The sequence below is a fragment of the Bdellovibrio bacteriovorus genome (assembly GCF_001592735.1).
GTDB lineage: Bacteria > Bdellovibrionota > Bdellovibrionia > Bdellovibrionales > Bdellovibrionaceae > Bdellovibrio > Bdellovibrio bacteriovorus_D.
This window is the reverse complement of sequence record NZ_LUKE01000001.1, coordinates 2,069,327-2,093,542: the sequence shown is the minus strand read 5'-3', so window position 1 is coordinate 2,093,542 and position 24,216 is coordinate 2,069,327. Positions and strand designations below refer to the sequence as shown.

General features: G+C 45.8%; 23 protein-coding genes. 6 read left to right on the top strand and 17 right to left on the bottom strand.

Going from position 1 to position 24,216, the window contains the following annotated elements; genetic code table 11:
- Window positions 1-178: 178 nt before the first annotated feature.
- The 4 genes from AZI86_RS10170 to AZI86_RS10155 form a co-directional block, all read right to left on the bottom strand.
- The gene (locus AZI86_RS10170) at window positions 179-1,288 is read right to left on the bottom strand and encodes a CpaF family protein (protein ID WP_061834925.1); all 1,110 of its coding nucleotides are present in this window, start codon (window positions 1,286-1,288) and stop codon (window positions 179-181) included.
- 25 nt (window positions 1,289-1,313) lie between these two features.
- Window positions 1,314-1,835 (bottom strand): cupredoxin domain-containing protein, encoded by a 522-nt coding sequence (locus AZI86_RS10165; protein ID WP_253715857.1) that lies wholly within the window; start codon window positions 1,833-1,835, stop codon window positions 1,314-1,316.
- A complete protein-coding gene (locus AZI86_RS10160) occupies window positions 1,795-2,073 on the bottom strand; it encodes a hypothetical protein (protein WP_061834923.1) in 279 nt (92 codons plus the stop codon). Before AZI86_RS10160 ends, AZI86_RS10165 begins: the two co-directional genes overlap by 41 nt.
- A gap of 181 nt (window positions 2,074-2,254) precedes the next feature.
- Window positions 2,255-2,893 carry a hypothetical protein gene (locus AZI86_RS10155; RefSeq protein WP_061834922.1) on the bottom strand — a complete coding sequence of 213 codons (639 nt, stop codon included), beginning with the start codon at window positions 2,891-2,893 and terminating at the stop codon, window positions 2,255-2,257.
- Between the two features lie 179 nt (window positions 2,894-3,072).
- On the opposite strand from AZI86_RS10155, the gene AZI86_RS10150 reads away from it, so the two are divergent.
- Entirely contained in the window at window positions 3,073-3,870 is a 798-nt protein-coding gene (locus tag AZI86_RS10150; RefSeq protein ID WP_061834921.1) for a DsbA family protein, read from the top strand.
- Between the two features lie 171 nt (window positions 3,871-4,041).
- Window positions 4,042-4,425, top strand: coding sequence for a HEPN domain-containing protein (locus AZI86_RS10145; protein WP_061835145.1), 384 nt, complete (start codon window positions 4,042-4,044; stop codon window positions 4,423-4,425).
- A 16-nt stretch (window positions 4,426-4,441) separates the two neighbouring features.
- Here the strand turns inward: AZI86_RS10145 and AZI86_RS10140 are convergent, their stop codons facing one another.
- The 4 genes from AZI86_RS10140 to sfsA form a co-directional block, all read right to left on the bottom strand.
- On the bottom strand, window positions 4,442-5,185 hold the full coding sequence (locus tag AZI86_RS10140) for a murein L,D-transpeptidase catalytic domain-containing protein (protein WP_061834920.1): 744 nt from the start codon (window positions 5,183-5,185) through the stop codon (window positions 4,442-4,444).
- Between the two features lie 135 nt (window positions 5,186-5,320).
- Window positions 5,321-6,367 carry an NAD(P)-dependent alcohol dehydrogenase gene (locus tag AZI86_RS10135; RefSeq protein WP_061835144.1) on the bottom strand — a complete coding sequence of 349 codons (1,047 nt, stop codon included), beginning with the start codon at window positions 6,365-6,367 and terminating at the stop codon, window positions 5,321-5,323.
- 63 nt (window positions 6,368-6,430) lie between these two features.
- Window positions 6,431-9,163, bottom strand: a complete 2,733-nt coding sequence (locus AZI86_RS10130; protein ID WP_061834919.1) for a PAS domain S-box protein — start codon at window positions 9,161-9,163, stop codon at window positions 6,431-6,433.
- A 96-nt stretch (window positions 9,164-9,259) separates the two neighbouring features.
- On the bottom strand, window positions 9,260-9,985 hold the full coding sequence (sfsA, locus tag AZI86_RS10125) for a DNA/RNA nuclease SfsA (RefSeq protein ID WP_061834918.1): 726 nt from the start codon (window positions 9,983-9,985) through the stop codon (window positions 9,260-9,262).
- 221 nt (window positions 9,986-10,206) lie between these two features.
- Between sfsA and AZI86_RS10120 the strand changes: the two genes are divergently transcribed.
- Window positions 10,207-11,868: a 2-oxo acid dehydrogenase subunit E2 gene (locus AZI86_RS10120; RefSeq protein WP_061834917.1), complete on the top strand. Its 1,662-nt coding sequence runs from the start codon at window positions 10,207-10,209 to the stop codon at window positions 11,866-11,868.
- A gap of 64 nt (window positions 11,869-11,932) precedes the next feature.
- A complete protein-coding gene (lpdA, locus tag AZI86_RS10115) occupies window positions 11,933-13,357 on the top strand; it encodes a dihydrolipoyl dehydrogenase (protein WP_061834916.1) in 1,425 nt (474 codons plus the stop codon).
- 53 nt (window positions 13,358-13,410) lie between these two features.
- On the opposite strand, the gene AZI86_RS10110 is transcribed toward lpdA, so the two are convergent.
- Window positions 13,411-13,971, bottom strand: coding sequence for a hypothetical protein (locus AZI86_RS10110; RefSeq protein WP_061834915.1), 561 nt, complete (start codon window positions 13,969-13,971; stop codon window positions 13,411-13,413).
- A gap of 339 nt (window positions 13,972-14,310) precedes the next feature.
- Here AZI86_RS10110 and AZI86_RS10100 point away from each other — a divergent pair, with 339 nt between their 5' ends.
- On the top strand, window positions 14,311-15,741 hold the full coding sequence (locus tag AZI86_RS10100) for a lytic transglycosylase domain-containing protein (protein WP_061834913.1): 1,431 nt from the start codon (window positions 14,311-14,313) through the stop codon (window positions 15,739-15,741).
- A gap of 66 nt (window positions 15,742-15,807) precedes the next feature.
- Here AZI86_RS10100 and AZI86_RS10095 read toward each other — a convergent pair whose 3' ends face one another.
- The 6 genes from AZI86_RS10095 to AZI86_RS10070 form a co-directional block, all read right to left on the bottom strand.
- Window positions 15,808-17,394 (bottom strand): hypothetical protein, encoded by a 1,587-nt coding sequence (locus AZI86_RS10095; protein ID WP_061834912.1) that lies wholly within the window; start codon window positions 17,392-17,394, stop codon window positions 15,808-15,810.
- A gap of 265 nt (window positions 17,395-17,659) precedes the next feature.
- A complete protein-coding gene (locus AZI86_RS19215; RefSeq protein ID WP_157684675.1) occupies window positions 17,660-17,881 on the bottom strand; it encodes a hypothetical protein in 222 nt (73 codons plus the stop codon).
- Window positions 17,882-18,131: 250 nt separating this feature from the next.
- Complete coding sequence (locus AZI86_RS10085) at window positions 18,132-18,551, bottom strand: BLUF domain-containing protein (protein WP_061834910.1); 420 nt, start codon at window positions 18,549-18,551, stop codon at window positions 18,132-18,134.
- Between the two features lie 11 nt (window positions 18,552-18,562).
- Window positions 18,563-18,973, bottom strand: coding sequence for a MaoC family dehydratase (locus tag AZI86_RS10080; protein ID WP_061834909.1), 411 nt, complete (start codon window positions 18,971-18,973; stop codon window positions 18,563-18,565).
- Between the two features lie 11 nt (window positions 18,974-18,984).
- Complete coding sequence (locus AZI86_RS10075) at window positions 18,985-20,301, bottom strand: PhoH family protein (RefSeq protein ID WP_061834908.1); 1,317 nt, start codon at window positions 20,299-20,301, stop codon at window positions 18,985-18,987.
- Between the two features lie 109 nt (window positions 20,302-20,410).
- Window positions 20,411-20,920 carry a PilZ domain-containing protein gene (locus tag AZI86_RS10070; RefSeq protein ID WP_061834907.1) on the bottom strand — a complete coding sequence of 170 codons (510 nt, stop codon included), beginning with the start codon at window positions 20,918-20,920 and terminating at the stop codon, window positions 20,411-20,413.
- Window positions 20,921-21,012: 92 nt separating this feature from the next.
- Between AZI86_RS10070 and AZI86_RS10065 the strand changes: the two genes are divergently transcribed.
- Entirely contained in the window at window positions 21,013-21,900 is an 888-nt protein-coding gene (locus AZI86_RS10065; RefSeq protein ID WP_061834906.1) for a cell envelope integrity protein TolA, read from the top strand.
- Here AZI86_RS10065 and AZI86_RS10060 read toward each other — a convergent pair.
- Both AZI86_RS10060 and AZI86_RS10055 read right to left on the bottom strand, forming a co-directional pair.
- Complete coding sequence (locus AZI86_RS10060) at window positions 21,897-23,225, bottom strand: hypothetical protein (protein ID WP_061834905.1); 1,329 nt, start codon at window positions 23,223-23,225, stop codon at window positions 21,897-21,899. The two genes, AZI86_RS10065 and AZI86_RS10060, sit on opposite strands and share 4 nt — an antisense overlap.
- 10 nt (window positions 23,226-23,235) lie before the next feature.
- Window positions 23,236-24,069 carry a hypothetical protein gene (locus AZI86_RS10055; RefSeq protein WP_061834904.1) on the bottom strand — a complete coding sequence of 278 codons (834 nt, stop codon included), beginning with the start codon at window positions 24,067-24,069 and terminating at the stop codon, window positions 23,236-23,238.
- Window positions 24,070-24,216: the final 147 nt, after the last annotated feature.

The window sequence follows — 24,216 nt, the reverse complement described above, 5'->3', positions numbered from 1 at the left end:
GAACTTCCCCCCGCAATACACCTAAAAAATCAAAAAGTGCCTGGCTCTTTTTTAGGACCATAGCGCAGCATTTTCAGAGGAGAGAAAACGACTCTAAGTTTAATGTCGGTTAATTAGTTCCCATGCTTAAACAACAGTCTTTGACGCGCATGGGTCCGAAAAAAGAGCCAGGCACCTTCTAAGCGGCCTTGTTGAATTTGGCTTTGGGGAAGGGGAGGTTGTTGTCGATTATTTCTTCCATGAACGACGGGATGTAGCCGGTGGGTTGGAGTTTTCCTTCCAAAGCACCGTCGGGCTTACGCGTCATTCTGGACATGTCGAAGATGGGTTCAACGTGGTATGAACCATCGCTATTGATTCCGAGGACTTCCGAAATAGCTGCGATGCGGCGAGATCCATCGCTGTACCGGCTGACTTGAACAATGATGTCGATGGCAGAGATCACTTGCGAGCGTAAGGCTTTTTCGGAGATTTTCGCATCCCCCCCTTGGGCGAGCGCCTCTAAACGGACGATCGCATCTTCTGGCGTATTCGCATGGACCGTGCCCATACACCCCTTATGACCCGTATTCATCGCGTTTAATAATTCCAAAGCTTCACTAGACCGAACCTCACCCACGATGATGCGATCCGGGCGCAGACGAAGAGCACTCTTTAAAAGATCTTTGATCGACACTTCGCCTTTTCCCAATTGATCGGCTTGTCTGGTTTCAAACATCACCACGTGTTCGTAATCGACTTGCAGCTCTGACGAATCCTCGATCACCATCACTCGTTGGCCTTTTGGAATTCTTGTACACAGCAACGACAACAGCGTTGTTTTACCTGAACCCGTACCGCCCGACACGATGATATTTTTTCCTAAAAACATGCAGATATCCAAGAACCTTGCACCATCTTCATTGATCGCACCTAGCTTGATATAGTCCGCAAAAGAGATTTTATTATTAGTAAATTTACGAATGGATAACGTGGTGCCCTTGCGCGACATCGGTGGGATCACCGCCGCAATACGCGAACCATCGGGCAAGCGCGCATCCAAACGAGGGGATTCGTCATCTATGCGACGACCGACCGATTGGGCGATCGAGTTGACCGCCGCACGCAAATCGTCTTCAGATAAAAAGGAATCCGGAACTCTTTCCAGTTTTCCTTTTCTTTCGACGAAAATTTCTTTGTGACCATTAACGAGAATCTCGGAGACGCCCTTGTCGTCCAAATATTTTAAGATAGGACCCAGATTTTGCTGGATCGTCTGTCTGAAAACATCGGATCTATCGTTCGACATAAGGCCCTACTTCATCCAAGAAAAATTATTTTGCCGAAGCTGGTTTGCGGTCACCCGCCGTACCCGCCACATCACTGTAAATGATGAACTTACCCTGCACCGCTGTTTCCGGGCATTGGTAAGAGAAAATTCCATCTGTCTTAGGAGTTACGTAAAAAGTTTTTTGTTCACCAAAAACCGTGTTGTGGTGTTCCGAAAAAGCATCCAGCACAAAGCTGACATTTTTTTCTTTCCCATTCACATTCACGACGTGAATACGATAGTTGCCACCTTTACGCAGGCGCACTTGTTCCGGCACGAAGCCTTTTTCCGTATTCATAATCACGATGTCTTGAGTCGGCTCTACCGATTCGAAGACTTTGTTCAGGATTGTTGCCGATTGATCTTCTTGGATACTCGCCGGCAAACGATCTTCGTTTTTAACTTTGTTAAACTCAACTTGGCGACGAGAAAAATCAATTTCCCAAGCCATTGCATTTGATGTGAATAACAGTAGCAAAGCTACTTTAGTGCAATTCTGTGCGATCTTGGAACTCACAAAACTCACGCGCCACCTCCATTGCGATATAATTCACGGATCTAGGATCCATCAGGTGGAGTTTCTGAATCAGCAGGTCTTTATCTCCGCGGCAGGCATTAATGACTTGGAAGGCCTCACTCATGACGCCAGGTTGTGACATCATTTCTTTGGTGATTTCATTCCAATCCAATTTCAAAACAGGGTCTATTGCACCTATGGTGTAAAGTGCATCAAACACTATTTGTAAATCGCCTTGCAGAAACATCGGATCCTCCTCGCTGCTCAGTCTTGCTCCAAAAGGGCATCCAGCCCTTCCCTAGTTTCTATCGGTAAGAGTTCGTGAGAACTTGAGTCAATTTGAGGCGATTTTTCGATTGTTGAGGAGGTCTATCATTTGACGCTGGCCAAGGGTCCGACGACGCCTTTCGGCCAGGCGGTCTGGGAAATTATTGCCCGTTTTCCGGGACTTCTGAGGAACTTTCAGACGGTGCCGCCTTGTCAGAAGACGGCTTTTGTTTGCTTTGCTCTAAGACTTTTTCGGCAATTTCAGAAGGAGACACTGAAGATTTCATTGTGCGCAAACGGCGCTCATTGGCCGCCTCCTTGGTGATCTCAATACCCGCCTTTTGCACTCTCTCAACGAGTTTGCGTTCAAAGCCAGCATCATTTTTTAAGTAAGGTTTGATCTCTGCCAAAAGATTTTCCAGGAAAACAATATACGTGACTTGAACCACGGGTTTGAATGCTTTCGGATTTTTTAAAGCATTGATCGCTTCGTCAGTTAATTGACTGAGAGTTTTTTCCCAGGCCTCTTGTTCATCTAAGTTGGTCCGCAAAGGAGCAATGACTTTTTCAATCATGTCGTCGTCATTGGGTCTTGAATACACGGCCTGCAACGCTTCCTTCAACGGAACGACTTTTCCACTGGAAGACTTTTTTGACTCTTTGACTTTGTCTAAGACCAATTGATTCATTTGATCGAGGTCTTTCAATGCCAGTTGAGAGTAGTTGAATAACAATCCTGCCTGCGCTTCCAGACAAAATACAAAAGTGAAAACTGTTAAAAGTAGATTTGCTTTTTTCATATTATTAAGTTTATGCGGTCTCTCTCGACACGCAAGCCCAGAATACCTAGACTTATGTCTCGGGCTTTGACTGGCCGCTAAATATCCCTCCTGGAAGCTTTTTTGTTTGAGGCTGATTTGAAAATAATGTCAAATAAAGTGGCTTCAAACTTATTTAATCATCCATCTCGGAGGAACCATTGAAAGCACTTAAGTTATTCGGTATCGGCGCGTTGGCATTGTCTCTAGTGAACTGTGCTCCATCTGCTAAACAATTGAAAGAAGCTGTAGAAAAAGATCCAAGCATCGTTTTCGCAGCAATCGAAAAAGCTCCTGAGCAATTCATCGAAGTGGTGAACAAAGCGGCCCAAAACGCTCAAAAACAAGCTCAAGAAAAAGCGGTTGCTGAAGAAGGCAAAAAGCGCGATGAAGAGTTTGCTAATCCATTGAAGCCTGCTGTTGAAGAAGGCCGCGTTGTATGGGGACCTAAAGACGCCAAAGTAACTATCATCGAATACTCTGACTTCGAGTGCCCATACTGCGCAAAAGGTCATTCAACTGTTGAAGAAGTTATGAAGGCTTACCCGCAAGACGTGAAAGTTGTTTTCAAGCACTTGCCTCTTGATTTCCATCCAATGGCAATGCCAGCAGCTCGTTACTTTGAAGCGGTTGCTATGCAGGACGGCGCTAAAGCTAAAAAATTCTATGACATCATTTTTGAAAACCAAGGCGATCTTCGCTCTAAAAAAGAAGGTTTCTTAAAAGATGCTGCGAAAAGAGCTGGTGCGGACATGAAGAAAGTTGAAAAAGACCTTAACTCTGAAGCGATCACGAAACGCATCGAAGCAGACATGGAAGAAGCTCGTAAGTTCAACTTCTCTGGAACGCCAGGCTTCTTGATCAACGGTGTGTCACTTCGTGGTGCTTATCCGTTCCCAGAGTTTAAAGAAATCATCGATCGTCATCTTGGTAAAGGTGGCGAGAAAAAAACGGAATAGTTTCCTCCTTCGCTGAAGCTACGGCGGACAGTTTCTAATAAAAATAAAAAAGCTCATGGTGACCTCATGAGCTTTTTGTTTTTCGAACTCAAAAAAAATCTCAAAATCATTTGGATCTCTGGCCGTTCTCGCTTACATTTTAGGGAAAGTTACCACCAAGGAGATCACCTCATGACGGCTCACGCAAAGTCTTTGATTCTGAAAGCTCAAGACGACCTCGATTTAGCCAAAAAGAATTTGCACGATGAAAAACAGCATGACCTTGTCGGTTACAATTTAGCGCAAGCTTGCGAAAAATACTTGAAAGCCCTTATCGAAATGCGCGGCCTTGATTACCCCGATGAGGAAGAAGCCAATGACTTAGATGCCTTGATGCAAGTTTTAGAAGAAGGCAACTTCCCGGCGATCTCCTCCCACGCCGACGTTATTGAGCTCACTCAATACAACAACACACGCGCCCATATTCGTCCTGATGACCGTTTGGATATGGAAGAATACGTAGGTTACGTCGAAGAGCTTAAAAGATTAGTCGGCGAACAACTAAAGCTCCTTTAAAAGGAGCTTTTTGCTTTTATTTATAGGCATAAATCAAACTGCCACCTTTGATCAGATTGATCACTTTATCACGGTTGGCTTGAGAAACCGCCGGACATCCCCAGCTGCGACCTTGAATCACCGCCTGATCTTGAACATAGTCTGCCCCATGCACGACGATCGCACGCGGACGGGCGTTCGAGTTGGTCGAAGAAAGTCCATCTAAACGCAAAGAATATCCGTTGCTGCCCTGATAAGTTTCGGCCGTTTTATAAAAGCCCAACGAGCTGGCATTGGAACCCGAAACATTGCTGAATTTTTCTGCAAAACCATCATGGTTGGCATCCGAACCCTTGCCATGAGAAACATGCACATTCCAAACACTGCCCGTTTTTATGTCGATAAAATACCAACGCTTTTTTGTGGAACTTTGGCTGAAATCTAAAACCGAAATCACCTTCTGATTTTTAAGCGAAGATTTATTCTTGTGAAAATATAAAACCGCTTCTTCTAAACCCTTAGTCGGAACAAGACGTGAGGGATCCAAGTGATTATACAATTTTAAAATCTGTTCGCGCTCTGAAAGACCGACCGCAGGAACATCCGGAGTGGTTGACGGCAGCTCGACTTCACCCGCGGATTGATTGTCGTCATCCACCGGAGCAGTCGCTGCGGGTTCATTATTAGGATCATCCGGCAAAGCCACCGGCATACCAGAACCGCAAGCAGCCAAAGTTAAAGTCATCGCAACGGGCAAAAGGAGTTTTACGAGTTTTTGCATTCCGATCCTCCTTAGTGGATAAGGAGGAATCGGAGGACTTTTTAGAAAACTTGAATGTCTTAAAAAACGCTAGATACTTAGACAAAAAGCCTTAAAAACCCCAGCCAGAGCGAGTCTTAAGGCGGTGTCGAAATATTATTTTAAAGAGGCCAAATCAATCACGAAACGATAGCGTACATCACCTTTCAACATACGCTCGTAAGCTTCATTGATTTTTTGCGCCGGGATCAACTCGATATCGGAAGCGATATTGTGAGCCGCACAGAAATCCAACATCTCTTGGGTTTCTTTAATCCCGCCAATCAAGGAGCCTGCTAAACTGCGACGACCCATGATTAAAGGAAACGGATGCACCGGCTCTGGCGCTTCGGGAATACCTAAAAGAACCATCGTGCCATTTAATTTAACCATTCCCAAATAAGTATTCAGATCCAGACCGGCAGAAACCGTATTAATGATCAAATCAAAATAGCGATTGTATTTTTTAAAGGTTTCGTCACCACCGACGGCATAATTTGTGGCGCCTAAACGGATCGCGTCTTCTTTCTTTTTCATGGAAGAACTTAATACCGTAACTTCCGCTCCCATGGCGGCCGCGAGCTTCACCGCCATATGACCAAGACCGCCTAAGCCCATCACGGCCACTTTGCTGCCTTTGCCGATATTCCAATGACGAAGAGGCGAGTAGGTCGTGATTCCCGCACACAAAAGAGGTGCCGCTTTATCCAAAGGAAGTTTCGGATCAATTTTTAAAACGAATTTTTCGCTGACCACAATTTTCGTGGAATAACCACCTTGAGTAGGTGTTTTTCCATCACGCTCAACCGAGTTGTAAGTGCCCGTCATCCCTTTTTCACAGTATTGTTCTAAGCCTTCGGCACACGAAGCACATTCTTGGCAAGAATCCACCATGCAACCTACACCTACGGAGTCACCGATTTTAAATTTTTTAACGGAAGAACCCACGGCGGTGACTTTACCGACAATCTCATGTCCTGGAACCATCGGAAAACGAGAGCCTCCCCATTCATCACGAACTTGATGTAAATCTGAATGGCAAACACCGCAATAGTGAATGTCGATGGCCACATCGTGAGCCCCGGGATCGCGACGTTCAAATGAAAATGGTTTCAAAGCTTCTTTGGCTTTAAGAGCGGCAAATGCTTGCACTGTCGTCGGCATAAAAACTCCTTTTAAGAAGATTAGATCTTTCTCTAAAAACATCTCGAAGTCTATACCGCTTTGTTAAATCGCGTATGTCGCCAAAGTTTTTATTAAGGCCCCTTGATCAATAGGCTTGGTTAAATGATCATCAAAACCACTGCGTAATGTCCGCAGTTTTTCTTCTTTCATCGCGTGGGCAGTTAAAGCGATGATGGGCTTTTTGAAACCCGATTCGCGCAGCTTACGATTTGCTTCATAACCATCCATTTCAGGCATTTGCAAATCCATAAGGATCAAATCAAAGTTTCCACGCAAGGCTTTTTCAATGCCCTCTTTACCATTGCTGGCAATGTCCACACGGGCCCCAGCTAAAATCAAAATTTTTCTGATCAACGCCAAGTTGTCCATACTGTCATCAACGACCAGAACTTTTAACGAGTTTAAATCCGTTCGTCCCGGATGCAACGGGAATTCGATCGTTTCTTTTTTAGCGACTGAACTTTCAAATAAAACTTTTTGATTTACGCCGGGGTCAATTGTGATCGTAAAGGTACTTCCTTTGCCGGGTGTAGATTCAGTTAAAACCACGTCACCACCCAAAGCATGAGCTAACTTTTTAGAAAGCACTAGGCCCAAACCCGTGCCACCAAATCTTCGCGTTGTCGAGACATCTGCCTGAGTAAACGGCGTGAAAAGATTCGACGCCTGTTCGCGACTAATTCCTTCGCCGGTATCTTTAACGATAAAGGCCAGCTTCGTATTTTTTCCACTGGGTAATAACGTGACGTTGACCACGACAGATCCATGACTTGTAAACTTGATCGCATTCCCCACAATATTAAAAATAACTTGTCTTAATCGCAATGGGTCTGTCTTAATCTGTTCTGGAATCGCACCTTCCGATGTCACTTTAAGCTCGATGCCTTTTTCGGCAGCCTCTAAGCTTAGCACCGAACCGATTTCTTTCATGACATCACTGAAGGGCACTTCGACTTTTTCAACCTGCATTTTACCAGCTTCTACTTTCGAAAGATCTAAGATGTCGTTGATGATATTTGAAAGAAGACGTCCATTGCGTTTTATGACTTCGGCACTGTTAACGCGTTCAGAAGGACTCATCTCGTTACTTGCTAAAAGCTCCGAAAACCCTAAGATCGCTCCTAATGGGGTGCGAATCTCATGACTCATATTTGCCAAGAAAGCACTCTTCGTTGAGTTGGCCGACTCTGCCGCCAATTTTGCTTTTTCTAACTCCGCTTGGATCTCTTTATATTTCGTGACATCCGTGCCAATATAAATAAAGCCGATCACTTTATTGCTTTCTGAAAATTCCGGAATCAACGTCGATGCTAAATAGGTATTAATGCCATCATGGCGGGAACGTCGCTCGTAGCCCACTTGTTCCCCTTGAAAAACTCTTCTTATCAGATCATCAGCTTCTTCACGGCGTTGCGCCCCGATGACGTTCGTCAGAGTTTTATCGATAATATCATTGCCAGGATATTGGAAGTATTTGCAGAAGGCCTCATTGGCAAAAAGAAATCTTTCATTAATATCAATTTCGGCAATTAAAATGGGCGAAGCATTCGTGATTGTGCGCAATTGTCTTTCCCGATGAGCCAAGGCCTCGGTTCGCGCGCGCACACGTATTTCCAACTCTTCATTGAGCTGTCTTAATTTTCGGTCTGCCTCTTTAAATTCGGTGATATCCCGGATGACTTTAGAATACCCAGAGATATTTTCGTAAGCATCATACAGTGGCGTTAACACGATACTGGCCCAATACCGAGAACCGTCTTTTCTTACTTGCTGAACTTCCGCCTCATAACGGCCCAAGTTTTTAGCTCCCAACAACTCTTGCTCTGCCGTCCTTCGGCCCGCCTCTTCATCCACGAAAAAGATCGAGATGTGTTTGCCCAGAACCTCTTCTTCTTTATAGCCCGTAATGCGTTCCGCGCCGGAGTTCCAGGTCGTGATATGGCCGTTTAAATCCAGCATGAAAATCGCATAGTCTTTAACAGCATTGATCAGATGACGAAATTTTTCTTCGCTTTTTCCAAGAGATTCTTTGGCACCTTCGCTTTCGCGCACCCACATTTTTTGCAAAACTGAGCTAATCAAACCGACGAACAAAATTAATAATGTTGTGGCGATAACGGTCACCGCCAACCCAGAGGAAACTAAAAGATTAGAGCTTTGAATTCCCTCCGTATCTGCGTGATGGAATTTTGCCGCATACATACCAGTATAGTGCATCCCGGACACCGCAAATCCCATGACCACGCTAGCAATAATGATTTCTGAAAAATGTGCCGCCTGATGGCGCATACGAATGAGCATCCACAACGCGCCCCAGGAAGCGACCAAGGCAATCACGATGGAAATGAAAACCAAAAAGTAGTTCCATTCAATGACTGCTTCCATGCGCATGGAATACATTCCGATATAATGCATCCCTGCGATCGCCACTGCCATCGCGGCCCCACCAAACACTATAGATTTTATCGAGACTTCAGGACGACTGGTGATATAAAACGCCAATGCGGAAGCGCTGATGGCCACAACAACGGAGAGCACCATCAACGGAACATCGTAAGCCATTGCCATGCCCGGCATTTCAAAGGCCAACATACCGACAAAATGCATGCTCCAAATTCCCATGCCCATTGCCAGGGCACCCGCACTTAACCACCAGGCTTGTTTTCGCCCTTGAACTAAAGTTCCGTTATACGCCAAATTTAACGCAACATAGGACGCAAAAATCGCTACGAGAATCGAAACCGTAACAAGCAGAGGATTAAACTGTGTTTCCATAAATCCCACCTATGGACACTTTAAAAACATTGCGTATCACAAGCCATATGCAAGATAACAAGCCCATTTTTAAAAGTGCAGATGAAGATTCTGCAATCAAATTTCAACGGGCAAAAGAGTTTCTGATAGCTCGGCTGTTTCATGACTAAGATGAACCACCAAAGGACTTACCCGCAGTCCTTTGCTCATAGCCTCGCGCAAAAGCTTGCCATATTCCGCATCAATATGATCGGCAGGAGAAAACTTCTTACAGTCATTTCGTTGGATCGTAAAGATGAGCTCTGCCGTGTGACCTTGGTCCATTAAGGACATTAATTCACGCACATGTTTTTGCGCACGTTCGGAAACCGCGTCGGGAAATTGGGCGGTTTCTAGCTCCGCCAAAGTGACATTCTTTACTTCGATAAAATGGATTTTATCCGAGTTCTTCTTTTTTAAAGCAAAGTCCAAACGAGTTTCAGCGCTGATTTTATATTCTGGCTTCACTTCATCAAAGGCCGCCCAATGCGCAAAAGCCCCTTGATGATTTTGTCCCACGACGGACAACAATGTTTCACGCACCACCGAATTCGGGGTGGACGTATTCACCCCGACCCATGCCCCCGACGGCGCTTGAATCATTTCTAAGGTGAATTTCAGTTTTCTTTCTGGATTGTCGCTTTCTGAAATAAGGCACGCTTGCCCTGGGTTGTTAACACTTTTAAGGCTGCCGGTATTCGGGACATGGGCCACCACCTGCTGGCCTTGAAAGTCGACGTCGGCAAAGAAGCGCTTGTAGCGCTTTAAGAACACACCTTGATGTAATTTTTTTGAGTATTTCATGGGCACCTCACGGCTTCTCCAGCAGAGTGGAGCGGCCACCGGCCGCGAAACTGAAGCAAATTTGAACAAATAAATAGCCACATCCCGAGTTCATTGCAAAGAACATCGTATTTCTCTCGTTTTATGCGCGGCGTAATGCGGTGCAAATCAGCCCCGAGAGGACTAAGAAAGAGTGTTTACTTTACTCATAAGTTTTTTAAGCGACTTCGAAAGGATTCCGCATGGCTACAGACGTCAAACTTCCTGAATTAGGTGAAGGTGTTACAGAAGGTGAATTGGTAAAATGGTTGGTAAAACCAGGTGACTCGGTGAAAGCCGATCAGCCGATCGCTGAAGTTTTAACGGACAAAGCCACTGTTGAGGTCCCATCACCTACCGCGGGGACCGTTAAAGACTTAAAATTTAAAGCCGGCGATGTTGTTAAAGTAGGATCGACGATGATCACTCTTGAGGCGGGCGCCGCCTCAGCTTCGGCTCCTGCTCCGGCAGCCGCTTCTAAACCAGCAGCCCCATCAGCATCGACGCCTTCAAGTGCGGGCGCAAGCCCCGCCAAAGCTTCAGCGACGGCGGGCGGTTCTCAAGACGTTAAACTTCCTGAACTCGGTGAAGGTGTCACTGAAGGTGAACTTGTTAAATGGTTGGTAAAACCAGGCGATGCCGTTAAAGCCGATCAAGCGATCGCTGAAGTTTTAACGGACAAAGCCACCGTTGAAGTTCCGACTCCCATTGCCGGAACTGTTAAAGATCTTAAATTTAAATCTGGTGATGTCGTCAAAGTAGGATCTGTGATGATCACGGTTGAAGGTGGCGGATCAGCCGCAGCTTCAGCACCTGCAGGTGCTTCTCGCGAAGTTCCAGCATCAGCTCACGCGAACTTTGCGGCGGCTTCGGCTCCGACGCCATCAGCATCTCGTCCACAACCTCCAGCGGGTGCTTCGGCGTCTCCGGGTATTTTTCCTCCAGTGGCGGATTCAAAAGTTTTAGCGACTCCAGCGACTCGTCGTTTGGCTCGCGAAATGAACATCGATATCAATGGTCTTTCAGGATCAGGTCTTGCGGGTCGCGTAACTCGTGAAGATGTTCTTTCGGCTAAAGGAGGAGCTAGCTCTGCTCCGGCCGCGGCGAAATCTTCGGGCGGAATTTCCATCCCTAAACCAGCCTACCAAGGCCCTGCTGGTGCGGCTGAAGAACGCGTACCACTTATCGGTATCCGTAAAAAGATTGCCGAAAACATGCAGCGTTCAAAACACATCATTCCGCATTTCACGATCATGGATGAAGCTAAGGTCGATTCAATGGTTGCGATGCGCGAATCCTTAAAAGAACACGCCGAAAAACACGGAACAAAAATCACCTATCTGCCTATTGTGATGAAAGCGATGATCGCCACGATCCGTGAGTTCCCCATGTTCAACGCATCTATTGACGATGCTGCGGGTGAATTGGTTTACAAAAAATACTTCAACATCGGTTTTGCGGCCGACACTCCAAACGGACTTGTGGTTCCTGTTATTAAAAACGCAGACCAAAAATCCATCATGGAAATCTCTAAAGAGATCATCGATCTTTCTAAACGTGCCCGTGATGGTAAGTTGAAAGTGGATGAAATGAAAGGTGCCACGATCACGGTGACGAACATCGGTTCTATCGGTGGTACTTACGCCACCCCAGTGATCAACCATCCCGAAGTGGCGATCTTGGGCATGTACAAAATTGACGAAAAACCTGTGATCAAAGACGGTCAATTAAAAGCGATCAAAGTGATGAACTTCACCATGACCGCGGATCACCGCTTGATTGATGGCGCGGTGGCTGCGCGCTTCTTGGCGGCCTTCATCGGTCGCATCGAGAACCCAGGTAAAATGTTAGTGGAGATGCTATAACGGCGGACGCCGAGGAGGCGGTCGCTTAAAGCGACCGCTGGACTTACTTTTAAGGAATATATATATGGCTCAAAGTTTTGACGTAGTAGTAATTGGCGCAGGTCCTGGTGGTTACGTAGCCGCTATCCGCGCCGCTCAATTGGGATTTAAAACAGCCGTCGTGGAAAGAGAATACCTTGGTGGCGTGTGCTTAAACGTGGGATGTATTCCTTCTAAGGCCATGATCACGGCGACGCACTTGTTGCACAAGGCTCAGCATAACTTTAAGGAAATGGGCTTAAATATCAAAGGCGATATCGACGTTGATATGAAGCAATTAGTAAAGTGGAAGCAATCCGTTTCAGATAAAATGTCGGGCGGCGTTTCGCAACTTCTTAAAGGTTACGGCGCCACCGTGATCAAAGGCGACGCTGAATTTAAATCCTCTAAAGAAATCTCGGTGAAATCATCTGCAGGCACCGAATCAGTTACGGCAAAATATTTTATTGTCGCCACAGGTTCACGTCCGATTGAAATCCCGGGATTTAAATTTGATGAAAAAGACATCTGCTCTTCAACAGGGGCACTTGCTTTTGATGCTATTCCAAAACGCATCGCCGTTATCGGCGGTGGTTACATCGGTTTAGAAATCTCTTCGTACTTGCGCAAGCTAGGCTCAGAAGTGACTGTGATCGAGGCGCAAAGCTCTTTATTGGCAGGCGTGGTTGATCCTGATTGCGCGAACATCGTGGTACGTAAGCTGAATAAAGCTGGTGTTAACATCATGTACGGCGCAAAAGCCAAAGGTCAGAAAAAAGTGAAAGACGGTTACGAAGTGACCGTGGAAGTAAATGGCAAAGAAGAAGTCGTTAAAGCTGATAAGATTTTAGTCACCGTGGGACGTCGTCCTAACGGTGACCAGGCAAATCTTAAAGCCGCAGGCATCGCCGTTGACGAACGCGGTTTTGTTAAAGTCGATGCTCAACGTCGCACGAATGTTTCTAACATCTTTGCGATTGGCGATATCTGTGGGCAACCGATGTTGGCGCATAAAGCTTCTCACGAAGGTGTTTTAGTGGCGGAAGTTATTGGTGGCGCGAACCGGGTTTACGACGCAAAAACAGTTCCAGCCGTGGTGTTTACCGACCCTGAAATCGCCTCTGCAGGTATGACGGAAGCAGAAGCTAAGGCCAAAGGTTTTAATGATTTATTGATTGGTAAATTTCCGTTTGGTGCGAATGGCCGCGCCGTGAGCATGATGGAAACTGAAGGTTTCGTGAAAATGATCGCTGATAAAAAGACACATGTTCTTTTAGGCGTTCACATCGTAGGACCAGAAGCTTCTAACTTGATTTCAGAAGCGGTTTTAGCGATTGAAATGGGCGCTCGCATGGAAGACCTTGCTTTGTCGATCCATCCGCATCCAACACTGGGCGAAGCTATGATGGAAGGGGCTGAGGCCACATTGGGCCACGCCATTCACATCATCCAAAAGCCTTTACACAAATAGTTTTTACTCATTTAAAAAGGCCATTCCTTTTAAACAAGGAGTGGCCTTTTTTTTTAGAAAATCAATTCTGGCTCTGGAGTTGGCGTTGGTGGAACGGGTTGTTCTGGTGGTGTTGGCACTGGCATCGCGGTGAAGCTTTGCAATTCCATTTTCAATTCTTTCATTTTTACTGAATCCATTTTGTTCGCTTTCACGATACCAAATGGAACACCCGCCAACCAAACTTCCATTGTTTTTGGTCCCCAAGTTTTGGTCATGTGGCAAGAAGCAAATGTCCCTGCAGGAACTGTCACATCCTCTAATGTTCCACCTTTAGCAACGCATTCAGATTGAACTTTGGTCCACATCGCTTCAGACCACATTTTATCTTCGTCGATATCTTCAACTTCGGACTTAGTTTGTCCATCCATTGTCCAATCCATTTGAATATCCCATTCTTGATCCGCGACATCATGAGAAATAACTTTTGCTGTCAGCTCGACCGTTTTTTCAGGATTAGTACCTTCTTTGTAAGTGCCGGCCCATTTACCTTCATCGCCCACTTCTGGGTAAGCCGCGGCGTATCCGCCTGCCATCATCAACAATGCCCCAAGAACTAATGCGCTTTTTTTCATAACTCCTCCTGTTTTTTGAGTTCTGATTGTGAACGTTCGTGTTCAACGAGGATTATCATTTTTGAAAAAGGTTTTTTTCACAACCGACCCCGTCTAAAAACAAAACCCACTCTGCAGGATCGCAAAGTTGAGCTCTAAAAAAGTGCCATTCTGACAACGTGAGAGATGTTTTGTCACAGAAAACCGAAACTTGACGAAATCGCGCTAAAACGGGAATCGTCGCCCAAAATTGTAACTGCTGGAACATTCTTCGACACCGGAACAGCTTAATGGCCAACCCAGGCTGTATTGGCTAGCACCACTCTTGCTCTATCCCAAAGCATGGATAACTCAGAAAATATGAATTCTTCTAAAAAAATCATCTCAAAACGAAGCACTCGTGCGATCGCTGGCTGCCTTATTGTAGCGACCGGCTTGATGGTGGCGTTTAATTCGCCAATGACGCTTTTAGAAGACTCTGCAGAGCTTCCAACCCCTGAGGCCTTAGCTGAAGGAGAATTAAGCCCTGAACCGGCTAAGCTGGTTTTAGAAGGCGAAGTTTTAACTCGTGATCCAAATATCGTTTATCACCGTGAAGAAATCCTTAATGACTATGAAGACCGTATTAGTAAGGACTTTGATGTTCCGGTGGGTTTACGTGATCGTGTCGGGTTCTGGTTTGATATTTATACTCGTTATGATGCAAATAACCGCGTGATCCATCACGCTGATTTTCCATGGATTATCTTTAAGGTCGTAGATGTCAGCGACATCATTAATTCTGACAAACCCAAATTTCGTTGGATGCGTAATATGAAAGCCGACGATCATGTCACGGCAGAATATCGCAAAATCAAACAGGCGCTAAAGGAGCTGGCGGCAGGTTCTAAATACAATGATGCCAATCCTTATCATCAGTCAGTCAAAGCCGCACTTGAACCACTTAAAGGGACTTTACGCAAAAAAGCCCGCGTCGCTTATGAAGCCGTTCGCGTGCAAACCGGCCAAAAGAACTTCTTTGCTAACGGACTTCAAGTCAGCCCCCGTTATTTACCAGGCATGGAAGAAATCTTCCGTGATCATAAGTTACCGACGGAACTGACTCGCTTACCGTTTGTTGAATCTAGCTTTAATAAACACGCCACAAGTAAAGTCGGCGCTTCCGGCATCTGGCAATTTATGGATTACACGGGCAAAAACTTTATGACCGTCAACGATCATATCGATGAACGCCGTTCTCCGTTTAAGGCGACCGTAGCCGCCGCACGTTTGCTAAAAGAAAATCACCTGATTTTACGTCGGTCTTGGCCGATGGCGATCACGGCGTGGAATCATGGCCCAGCAGGAATCCGCAAAGCCGCAAAAGCCGCAGGCACCACGGATCTTGCTTTGATTATCGAAAGATACCAATCCAAGTCTTTTGATTTCGCTTCTTCAAATTTTTATTGTGAATTCTTAGCCGCCCTTTATGCGGAAAAGTACCATGATCAAATCTTTAAAGATCTTAATTATGAAGAAACCTTGGACCTGCATGTCGTTAAGTTAGCTAAAAAGACACGCGCTAGGGATCTGTTAAGTCGTAGTGGTTTAACCCAAGAGGATTTCTTGGCTTACAACCCAGACTTAAAAAATGCCGTGGAAAAAAATCACCCGATCCCATCCGGATTTTCAATCATGGTGGACACACCGTCACGCCTAGTTCTAAAAGGTCTTTTAACCAAAGACACGCAAAGCGAACCTACCAAGGTCAGCCAAAGCGACGTTTCGTCTAACGAGATTCGCAATCAATAGATCTTAAAATAAAAAGCCCATAACATCCTGTCATGGGCTTAAAGCATTTAAATTTTTTTAGATCTACTATTTCAAGCAAGAATAATTAACTTCGTAATTGCCTGCAGGCAACATTTGGTCAAACACCACATTCAACCCTTGCACTTGGCGAGATCCGGTGTAAATCACTCCGTCTTTTTTAACGACGACTTCATGACTAACATCCACGATCGGAGCACAGCTAAGAGTGATCGACTTAAGAGTGTTACGCACACCTTCCGCAATCCCTTGAACTTGGGCTGAATAATCAGACGCGCACACGTCCCCAATCACACCACCGGTCATTTCAGCCATCGCCGCGAAACGATGGCCATAAGAATAACCCTCGCCCTTTAAACAAGCCTCGTCGCCAGGACGAGTGATGACCGAATGGAAACTCATCGCTTTTTGACCGTTGAACTGAGTCTGGATGTATTTCACAAAATTTGATGGATCGTTTTTCACCCCATTAGCGGATTCATCTTCATCCGAAATCAAGACAACGGCTAATTGAGCATCGTTGCGGATAAAGTTTGCGTTCGTACCGGCAACCGAACGTTCTACGGCACGGTAAGCAGCATAAATACCTTGCTCTGAACCCGACCCGGTTTCGGTACGTTGAAGTGTATTACTTAATACAGTACGCGATGTCGCATCGGCCATGCCGGAATTCAAGATGTAAGTATTTGTTAGACCCTTCATTGTTACTAAACGACCGTCACCATAAGTTTTATTTGCTGGGTCTGTTGTGGTCACTGCGATCTGCCAATCCAAACCTTTTACGACATCAAGGAAATTACGCACGCGAGAAGCCATGCTTTTTTGTTCGTATTCCATGGAGCCCGAGTTATCGATGACAAACAAGATGTCGACTTTGTTGTATTCATTCACTTTTACGTTGTGAACCATGTTTTTATAGAGCGAAGTTACTTTGAAAGAAATTGAACCCGAAGAGCTGAAGCCCAATTTATCTTTTGCCGCTACCGAAAGAGTGTAATCGCCCGCAGCCATTTTAGGAATAATGACTTTGTTTTGACCTGCGCCGCAAGCTTTGCTGATTCCTGCAAACTTACATTCGACGGCATCAACACCCGCGCCATCATCTGTGACGTTGAAAATGATTTCAACGTCCGCGCCTTCTTCCACCGGTGCTGTCGGATATTTCGCAAACACGATATTTGGACCGATTTGATCGATGTAGATACTGCGCACATAACAAGGGCTTAAACGTCCGTCGTCATCTCGGTATCTTACGCTGATGGGGACAAGTTGATTCTTCTTAACGCTGCTATAAACGGCAGCGTCATCGTAATCTCTCCACGCCGTGCTACTGCATTTTTCATCTTCAGAGATAGAGGTATAGGCTGCCGCAAATGGAGGGAAGAAATCCAATTGCAAAGATGTGGAAGCCGTAAGCACCGCGCCTTTGTTAAGGTCGAAGCCTTCAATTTCCGTTCCGGGAGGTGTGACGACTCCACCACTATTATCAGATGGCGGCGGATTTGGATCCGTGATCACACTGAAATCTTCGTTGTTCAATCCCGTTGACGGAACTTCGGTGCTGCCGTTATCGCTCAAACATCCGGTGAGCATCAGCCCCGCAAGCAACACTGTCATCAATCCAAGATTTCTCATACCTTTTCTCCCTATCCCTAACTCTAATTTTCGGCCAACTGGCGCGGATTACAAGCGAATCTCACTCTGAGAAAAAAGCGACTAACACATTGCCATTCCAGAAAACTTTTGTGTCAAAATGTTCTTCGTTTTCCTTATTTCCCTCTCGTATTCGCGTGTTTACCTCTTATCTTCTCAACCTTTTCTGCACGACTGCTTCGAGCGACGACCATCGCGAGGATGGGCTTCGAACGACGGATATTAGAGGGGAAGTGGGGGCTTTGCTCTACGGGGGACGCCATCCGGGCTCAGTCGTCGCCGCTGCCAATGGCATCGGTTCGCGCATCCATGCGCCGACGAAGCCCCCTTTAGAACAAAGCCCCCACTTCCCCTCTAATATCTGTGCTAAATCCGACATCACTCGCTGCGCTTGTGATTGGTTTGCGCTAGAAAAATTCCATGACGGCATTTCTAAATTTAAATTCTGCTGTGAGATTTTTTTCTTCACGAAAAAAAATGTAACCCACTTTTTCCTGTCGCTGATTTTTCGTTTCCCCTCGCGTGAATTTCGCGGATCGTTTATCACTAAATCTTTTTGGGGGTAGGGCCTTGGCTTTTTTCTAAAAAGGGGGCTTCGTCGGCGCCACGATGGCGCGAACCGGCCCTTTAGGGACGGCGACGACTGAGCCCGGATGGCGTCCCCCGTTTAGGAAAAAGCCAAGGCCCTACCCCCAAAAAGATCGTCGTGTGAGGAACGGTCAGTGAAATTCGTCAGTGTGGTCGCGAAAAGATTGAAGCAGCGGCAGGATGTCTGCGGGCTTCATTGTTTTTGGGGCGGTGAAAAGTTTTTCGACTGCAGGATTTGGGTTTGAGGCGATGTCGCCGTCGTGGAAGGCCATGGACCATGTGGGGAAGAGTCTTTGTTTGGCCGGGCCTTCGATCAGAATTTTTACTTTGTAGTTGCGGTCGTCATGACGAATTCGCTCTAAGGTCGTTCTTACTTTTTCTTCTTGGCCTTCTAGAAGTTGCAAGAAGTGGCCGTCTTTATAAATGAGTAAACCCGTGATTTCGGCCTTGGCGTTGTGAGTTCTTGAGACTTCAAGAATTTCCTTGATGTCGGTATAAGAGAGATCATCCGCGGCTTCACTGAAGTAAACCAGTTGGAAAATCTCTCCCATAATCCTCTCTCCTACGCTGGTGGCGCCATCAACATGATGACAGCATCGCCTTTGACGACCACATCACCATTTGGTTTTGCGACATTCGTTTCGACCGTGCAAATGCCTTTTTCTTTACGAATGCCGGTCACCTTAATGGTGATGACAATAGTATCGTCGATAAATACGGGATTCACAAATTTCAGTGTTTGTCCTAGGTAAATACCGCCGCCACCAATGCCATCTACCAAAGAGCGGGAAATCAAGGCCCCGACGATCATCCCGTGAGCGATACGTTTACCAAAACGGGTTTTTGCGGCATAAGCATCATCCAAATGAATGGGATTATGATCCCCAGACATTTCTGCAAACTGACGAACCATTTTATCCGTCACTTTTACTTCAATTACTGCTGTATGCCCTACGTCGATATGATGACCCATTACTCAAACTCCTACAGAATATTCGCAGCCAACTCGGCCAAAGCAGATCGTTCACCTTTTGTGAGTGTCACATGGGCCGCGATAGGGTGACCCTTGAAACGCTCAACAGCATATGTCAAACCGCTGTTTGCGGAATCCACATAGGGGTTGTCGATCTGATAAACGTCCCCCGTCAAAACCACTTTCGTGCCTTGACCTGCGCGAGTAACGATCGTCTTGATTTCATGCGGAGTCAAGTTTTGTGCCTCGTCAACAATCAGGTATTGCTTCGGAATGCTGCGACCGCGAATGTATGTCAGCGGTTCAATGTTCAGCATACCTTGATTGATCAACTCTTGAGCACGCCCTGCGGCTTTTTTGTCCGCACCCATCAGGAATTCCACATTGTCAAAAATCGGTTGCATCCAAGGGTTCAACTTTTGTTCGATGTCCCCTGGCAAATAACCAATGTCTCGACCCATTGGAAAAATCGGACGAGAAACTAACAATCTTTGGAATTGTCCTTGATCTAAAGTTTTATGCAAACCGGCAGCAATCGCCATCAAGGTTTTACCCGTACCGGCCTTACCGACCAAAGAGATAAACATGATTTCATCGTTTAACAAACAATCTAAAGCAAACGCTTGTTCGACGTTGCGAGCATGCACTCCCCAGATTGAATCCGCCGCTTGTACCAATGGGACAATCGCTTTTTCCGCGTCACTAAAACGACCAATCGCCGAGTGATTCGGATTGCTCGCATCTTTCATGATCACGTATTGATTGGCATAAAGTTTCATGTCCGGAACAAAGCGCTTTTCGCGATAAAAAGCATCAATCTGTGTCGGGTTGACCATGATCTCTTGATAGCCTTCATAAAGATCATCGCGGTTGATATCGTTGGCGTCGTAATCATTGGCGATCACGCCGTAAACATCGGCCTTAATACGAAGATTGATGTCTTTGGTGATCAGTTCAACCTTTAAACGCGGATGTTGTTTTTGCAAAGCCAAAGCCGTATTTAAGATACGATTATCAGCTTTTTGCTGATCCAACTCGGAAGGCATGCCGGCCAACATCAAATCGGTATTGATGTAAACCATCGTCTCTGAGTTTTCAATTTGCACACCACTCGCTAAAGAACCTTTTGCTCTTAGCACGTCGATAAAGCGGCTGAACTGACGAGCATTTCGTCCATTTTCACCTTGGTCACGTTTAAACTTGTCTACTTCTTCAATGACGGAAATAGGAATATGAACATCGGCGTCCCCAAAACGCAAAATGGCTTGAGAATCGAAAAGAATAACATTGGTATCAACTACAATTTTTCTGCGCTTTACTTTACTCAAGGACGACCCTCCGTAGTAATGGTCTAAAGAGACCCCCTCACTGGGATCTCTTCTTAAATTGCAACAAATTGCAGGACCAAAGTCTACGGAAAAGCCGTATTAGAACGAATTAAGAGATGTGACTGACTTGAACGTCGCCAGAGTCTGTTTTCAGACTTGCGCTGACCGTTTCGATGAATTTAATAAAATGATGAAGTGCGACATCATTCACACTGCCTTTGATGAAGTTAGCCCCGTGACGAACAACGCCCTCATCTTCAATCGCACGCGCGTTTGTCACACGGATCGTGAACGGAAAATATGTTGAGTGATTTAGGTACACACGCATTGCTACTTCTTCACCCGAAGCAAATCCGCCTTCGAGCAATTCAAGGTCAAAAGCCAAACCGCTGTCAGAGATGTCATAGAGTGCGGCCTTTAAAAGGCCCTTCTCTGGAAGGACTACGAAAGCCCCTACGAATTCAGTTAAAATGGTTCTTTTTACATGGCGTCGGTCACGGCTTAAAATTTCCTGACGAGCCGCTGTAATATCGTGGACATCGGCCGCCGTCGTAACTCTCTCATTTTCCACAGAATTTTGAGATTTTAGACGTGACGTGATATCTAGAACTTTCCCCATTTTTCCCCCTGGTAGATAAAAACTTATCGGAAAAAAACGTTTCAACTTTAGCCGTCTTGCACCAAAGTCTAGTTTGTCTTACATTGAGACAGATGCCTGTGATTCGCGCGATTTTATTCAGTTCTGGGTTTCATATTTTAGCCATTATCTGCTTGGTCTGGCTGGCTCCATTACTTGCGCCTAAAGCTCCACCAGAAACCATCCAAGTAGAACTCTATCCCGAAGGTCGTATTTTAGAGGCCCTTTTGCCGGCAGAAAAAAAACGCCAAGTCGTGCGCCAAGCTTTGGTGCCTGAAAAGTTAAAAGTTAAAGACGACGAAACTTTGGCAAAGCTTTTATCCGCAGAAAAACAGCGTGTGCGTGAGCAAACTCAAGCTTCTGAAACGGGCATGACCGCCAATCGCGCAAATACAGCCAGCCCTAGCCAAGAAAAACCAGATCAAGCCGTTACTGAAAAAACCAAGCGTGCCGCAGATAAAAACACCGAACGTGATCCCGATGGTTATAAGCCCGTCGACATCACCGATGATTTGCGCCAGATGAATCAGTTAGAGGGCATGTCCACTGTCGGCGACAGGCTTGAAGTCAAAGTGGGTTCATTCACTGCCCTGAATACCGATCGCCATTTGTTTTATTCTTTTTATTCACGCATGGAAGAATTGATTCGCTATCGTTGGGAAACCCGTGTGATGCAGGCCATGGAAACTTTAAATCCCGCACTGGCTCCGCGTGGAACCACCTCGTGGGAAACTCAAGTCGAATTTTTATTGGATAAGCACGGCAATGTGCAAAAAGCAAAAATCATGAAGCTTTCAGGGATGCCGTCTTTTGATTTGACGGGACCGGCTGCTTTTAAAGATGCTCGCGTGATCCCCAACCCTCCCCCTGAAATGGTTCAGGAGGACGGGTTTATTCATATCAACATCGCCTTCACGGTGAACTACAATCCAAAGTGGTTTGCACGTTCTGAAGACAACTAGAAGTTGTCAGATCCCAAGTACTTCTTGGCGTGCTGAGGGCATGGCCATTGTTTCGAAGACGTGTATTCAGTAACACCCCAACGAATTAAAGGCGAATGCTCAGGCTCACTGATGGATAGGGCTTTGCGCCCCTTGAACGCCGACAGAATCTGATTCAAGTTAACAATCGTCCCCGGCGCCACTTCATATTTGTACTGAGAATAGAACTTCTCCAGCTGCTTAGGCGTCGGTGAAATACGTTTACTTTTCAAATAGCGCATCGCTGCCGCGGGCAAATAAGCAAGCTCGGTTTGAATGCGAGTGTCGCGAGTTGGTGTCGAGAAACCATCGTAATCATCGGGACTCATGCAGCTACGCCCATTATATCTGGATTGATAGGCGTTCCATCCTTCCAAGACAACTTTGATACGATCATTCAAGCCGTTATTGATATTTCCCATGACGGCATTAAGCTCTTCCGTCGGATTAATTTCGCGTCCCGCGCCCTTTCCCTGCAAACGCGAGCGAACTACGTCAGACCAAGCTTTATCCTGAGCCCACATTGCCTTACGCCCCGCAACCACCGTGTCTTTTGTCGCAAAGATAGCCGAAACCCAGTTCGCCAAACCGAATTGTTCCATGCTTCCGTTTAAACGGCTTTCCAAAGGCTGACCTTCTGTATAGGGCCACTTCCATGCACGATAGCCTGAGTTTTCATTAAACGGAGCGTACACATAACCGTTGCGCACGTTCAAATTTCTGACGGCCGCTGGCACGGTGGAGCTGATATAAGCCACAAGTCCACTTGCTGAAACATTTTGTACGTAAAAAACGTGATTGGAAGCAAGTACTGGCGGCGTCCAATTCACACCATTTTTCATTTCTTTTTTCGGAGAGTGCAAAAGCATTGTTCCCGGAATCACACTGCCACGATTGATGGCAATTGGATAGGTTTCTGAAATCAATGTCCCTGTATCCGTGTTAAGATTCACTAAACGAATAAATTTTCTTAAGCGTTCGGTGTCATCAGAAATACTATCAAATTGAGTGTTACGATCAGAAAGATTAAGACCGTTCCAGTTATAAAAGTTTACTGGCAAGCCATTTTCAGCGGCAAAGATCACACGCAATGTGTAAGCGGCATCGGCACAATCGGTGGGAATATTATAATACGGAGTACCTGGGTGATTGAAATAATCTAATGGTAATTCATTGATGTATTTGCCAAAAGCTTTTTCCCATTGGGCATTCCAACCATTGGTAACTTTCCAAACAGCCGCATGAGAAATTGAACCCACGATGAAGGGTACCGAAAGAGCCGCTAATTGAACGAAACGACGAAGCATAGTAACTCCTCTATTGCCAAAGCGGGTCGCCACCCACAAATAAAGACATTTGGATATCGGGTAAGAAGAACTTATCGAATTTCTTAATGTCATTAGCAAATTCAAACGTTTTAGTCTTAAGATCAAAAATGAAAATACCTTCGTGCGCCTGACGTAGGCCCGACGGCGTGGCCAATATTAACACCTCGCGACCTAATTGAGATTTTGCTATATACAGGCCTAGCTGACCCACATTTTCAGAAGAGATATATTCAGTGGCATCGACCAATTCGTTGAACGTTTTTAAGTTTTCTTGGATGAATTTTTTAACATCCAGGCTGCCCTTGCGTTCTTTAAATTTTATATTTGAATATCTAATCGCGGAAGCCGACCAAGCATACGTCGCGCCTGGGGCTAGTTCATCGGTTTTGTAAGTCACCAGGCGTGTGCCGTCGGCTAAGAGGATCTTTCCGTTCACCGTTGTGGGGTTGATCCAGCTTTGCGTTTCTGGATCAATCATCCATGCCTTTAAGTCGGCAGGATTTTTGTTTTCAGCCGGCATCACTAATAAAACATCTTTTTTATTGATGACCACTTCAGGCTTCGAAAGCCAAGAAATACGGCGCGAGTTCGTTTGGATGTTCGCAATCGCCGGGACGACTTTGCTTGATAAAAGTTCTTTTTCGGAAGCTCGTAATTTTAAATTTTGCAAGGCTTCAGGATATTGGTCAGCGAATTCATGAATAGACAAGGTTTTCCAATTCGGATCAAAAATCTTAGAACAGTTTAATGAAGCTTGCGCCGCAGGAACCTGCAATAAAAATGCAGCCACAACCAACAGATAAGAGTTTAGACCGAGCCTCACAAAATCACCCTTTCCTCAAAAAGCGAGCCTCCCCGAATTAAATTCGCGAGGCTTGCCGAGTCCTTAGGGATGCAATCGTGATGCCCTCAATAGCTAATTTTTAAGAGTTTTAACTGATTTTAGGTGTCAAAGTTTTCGACAAGGGCC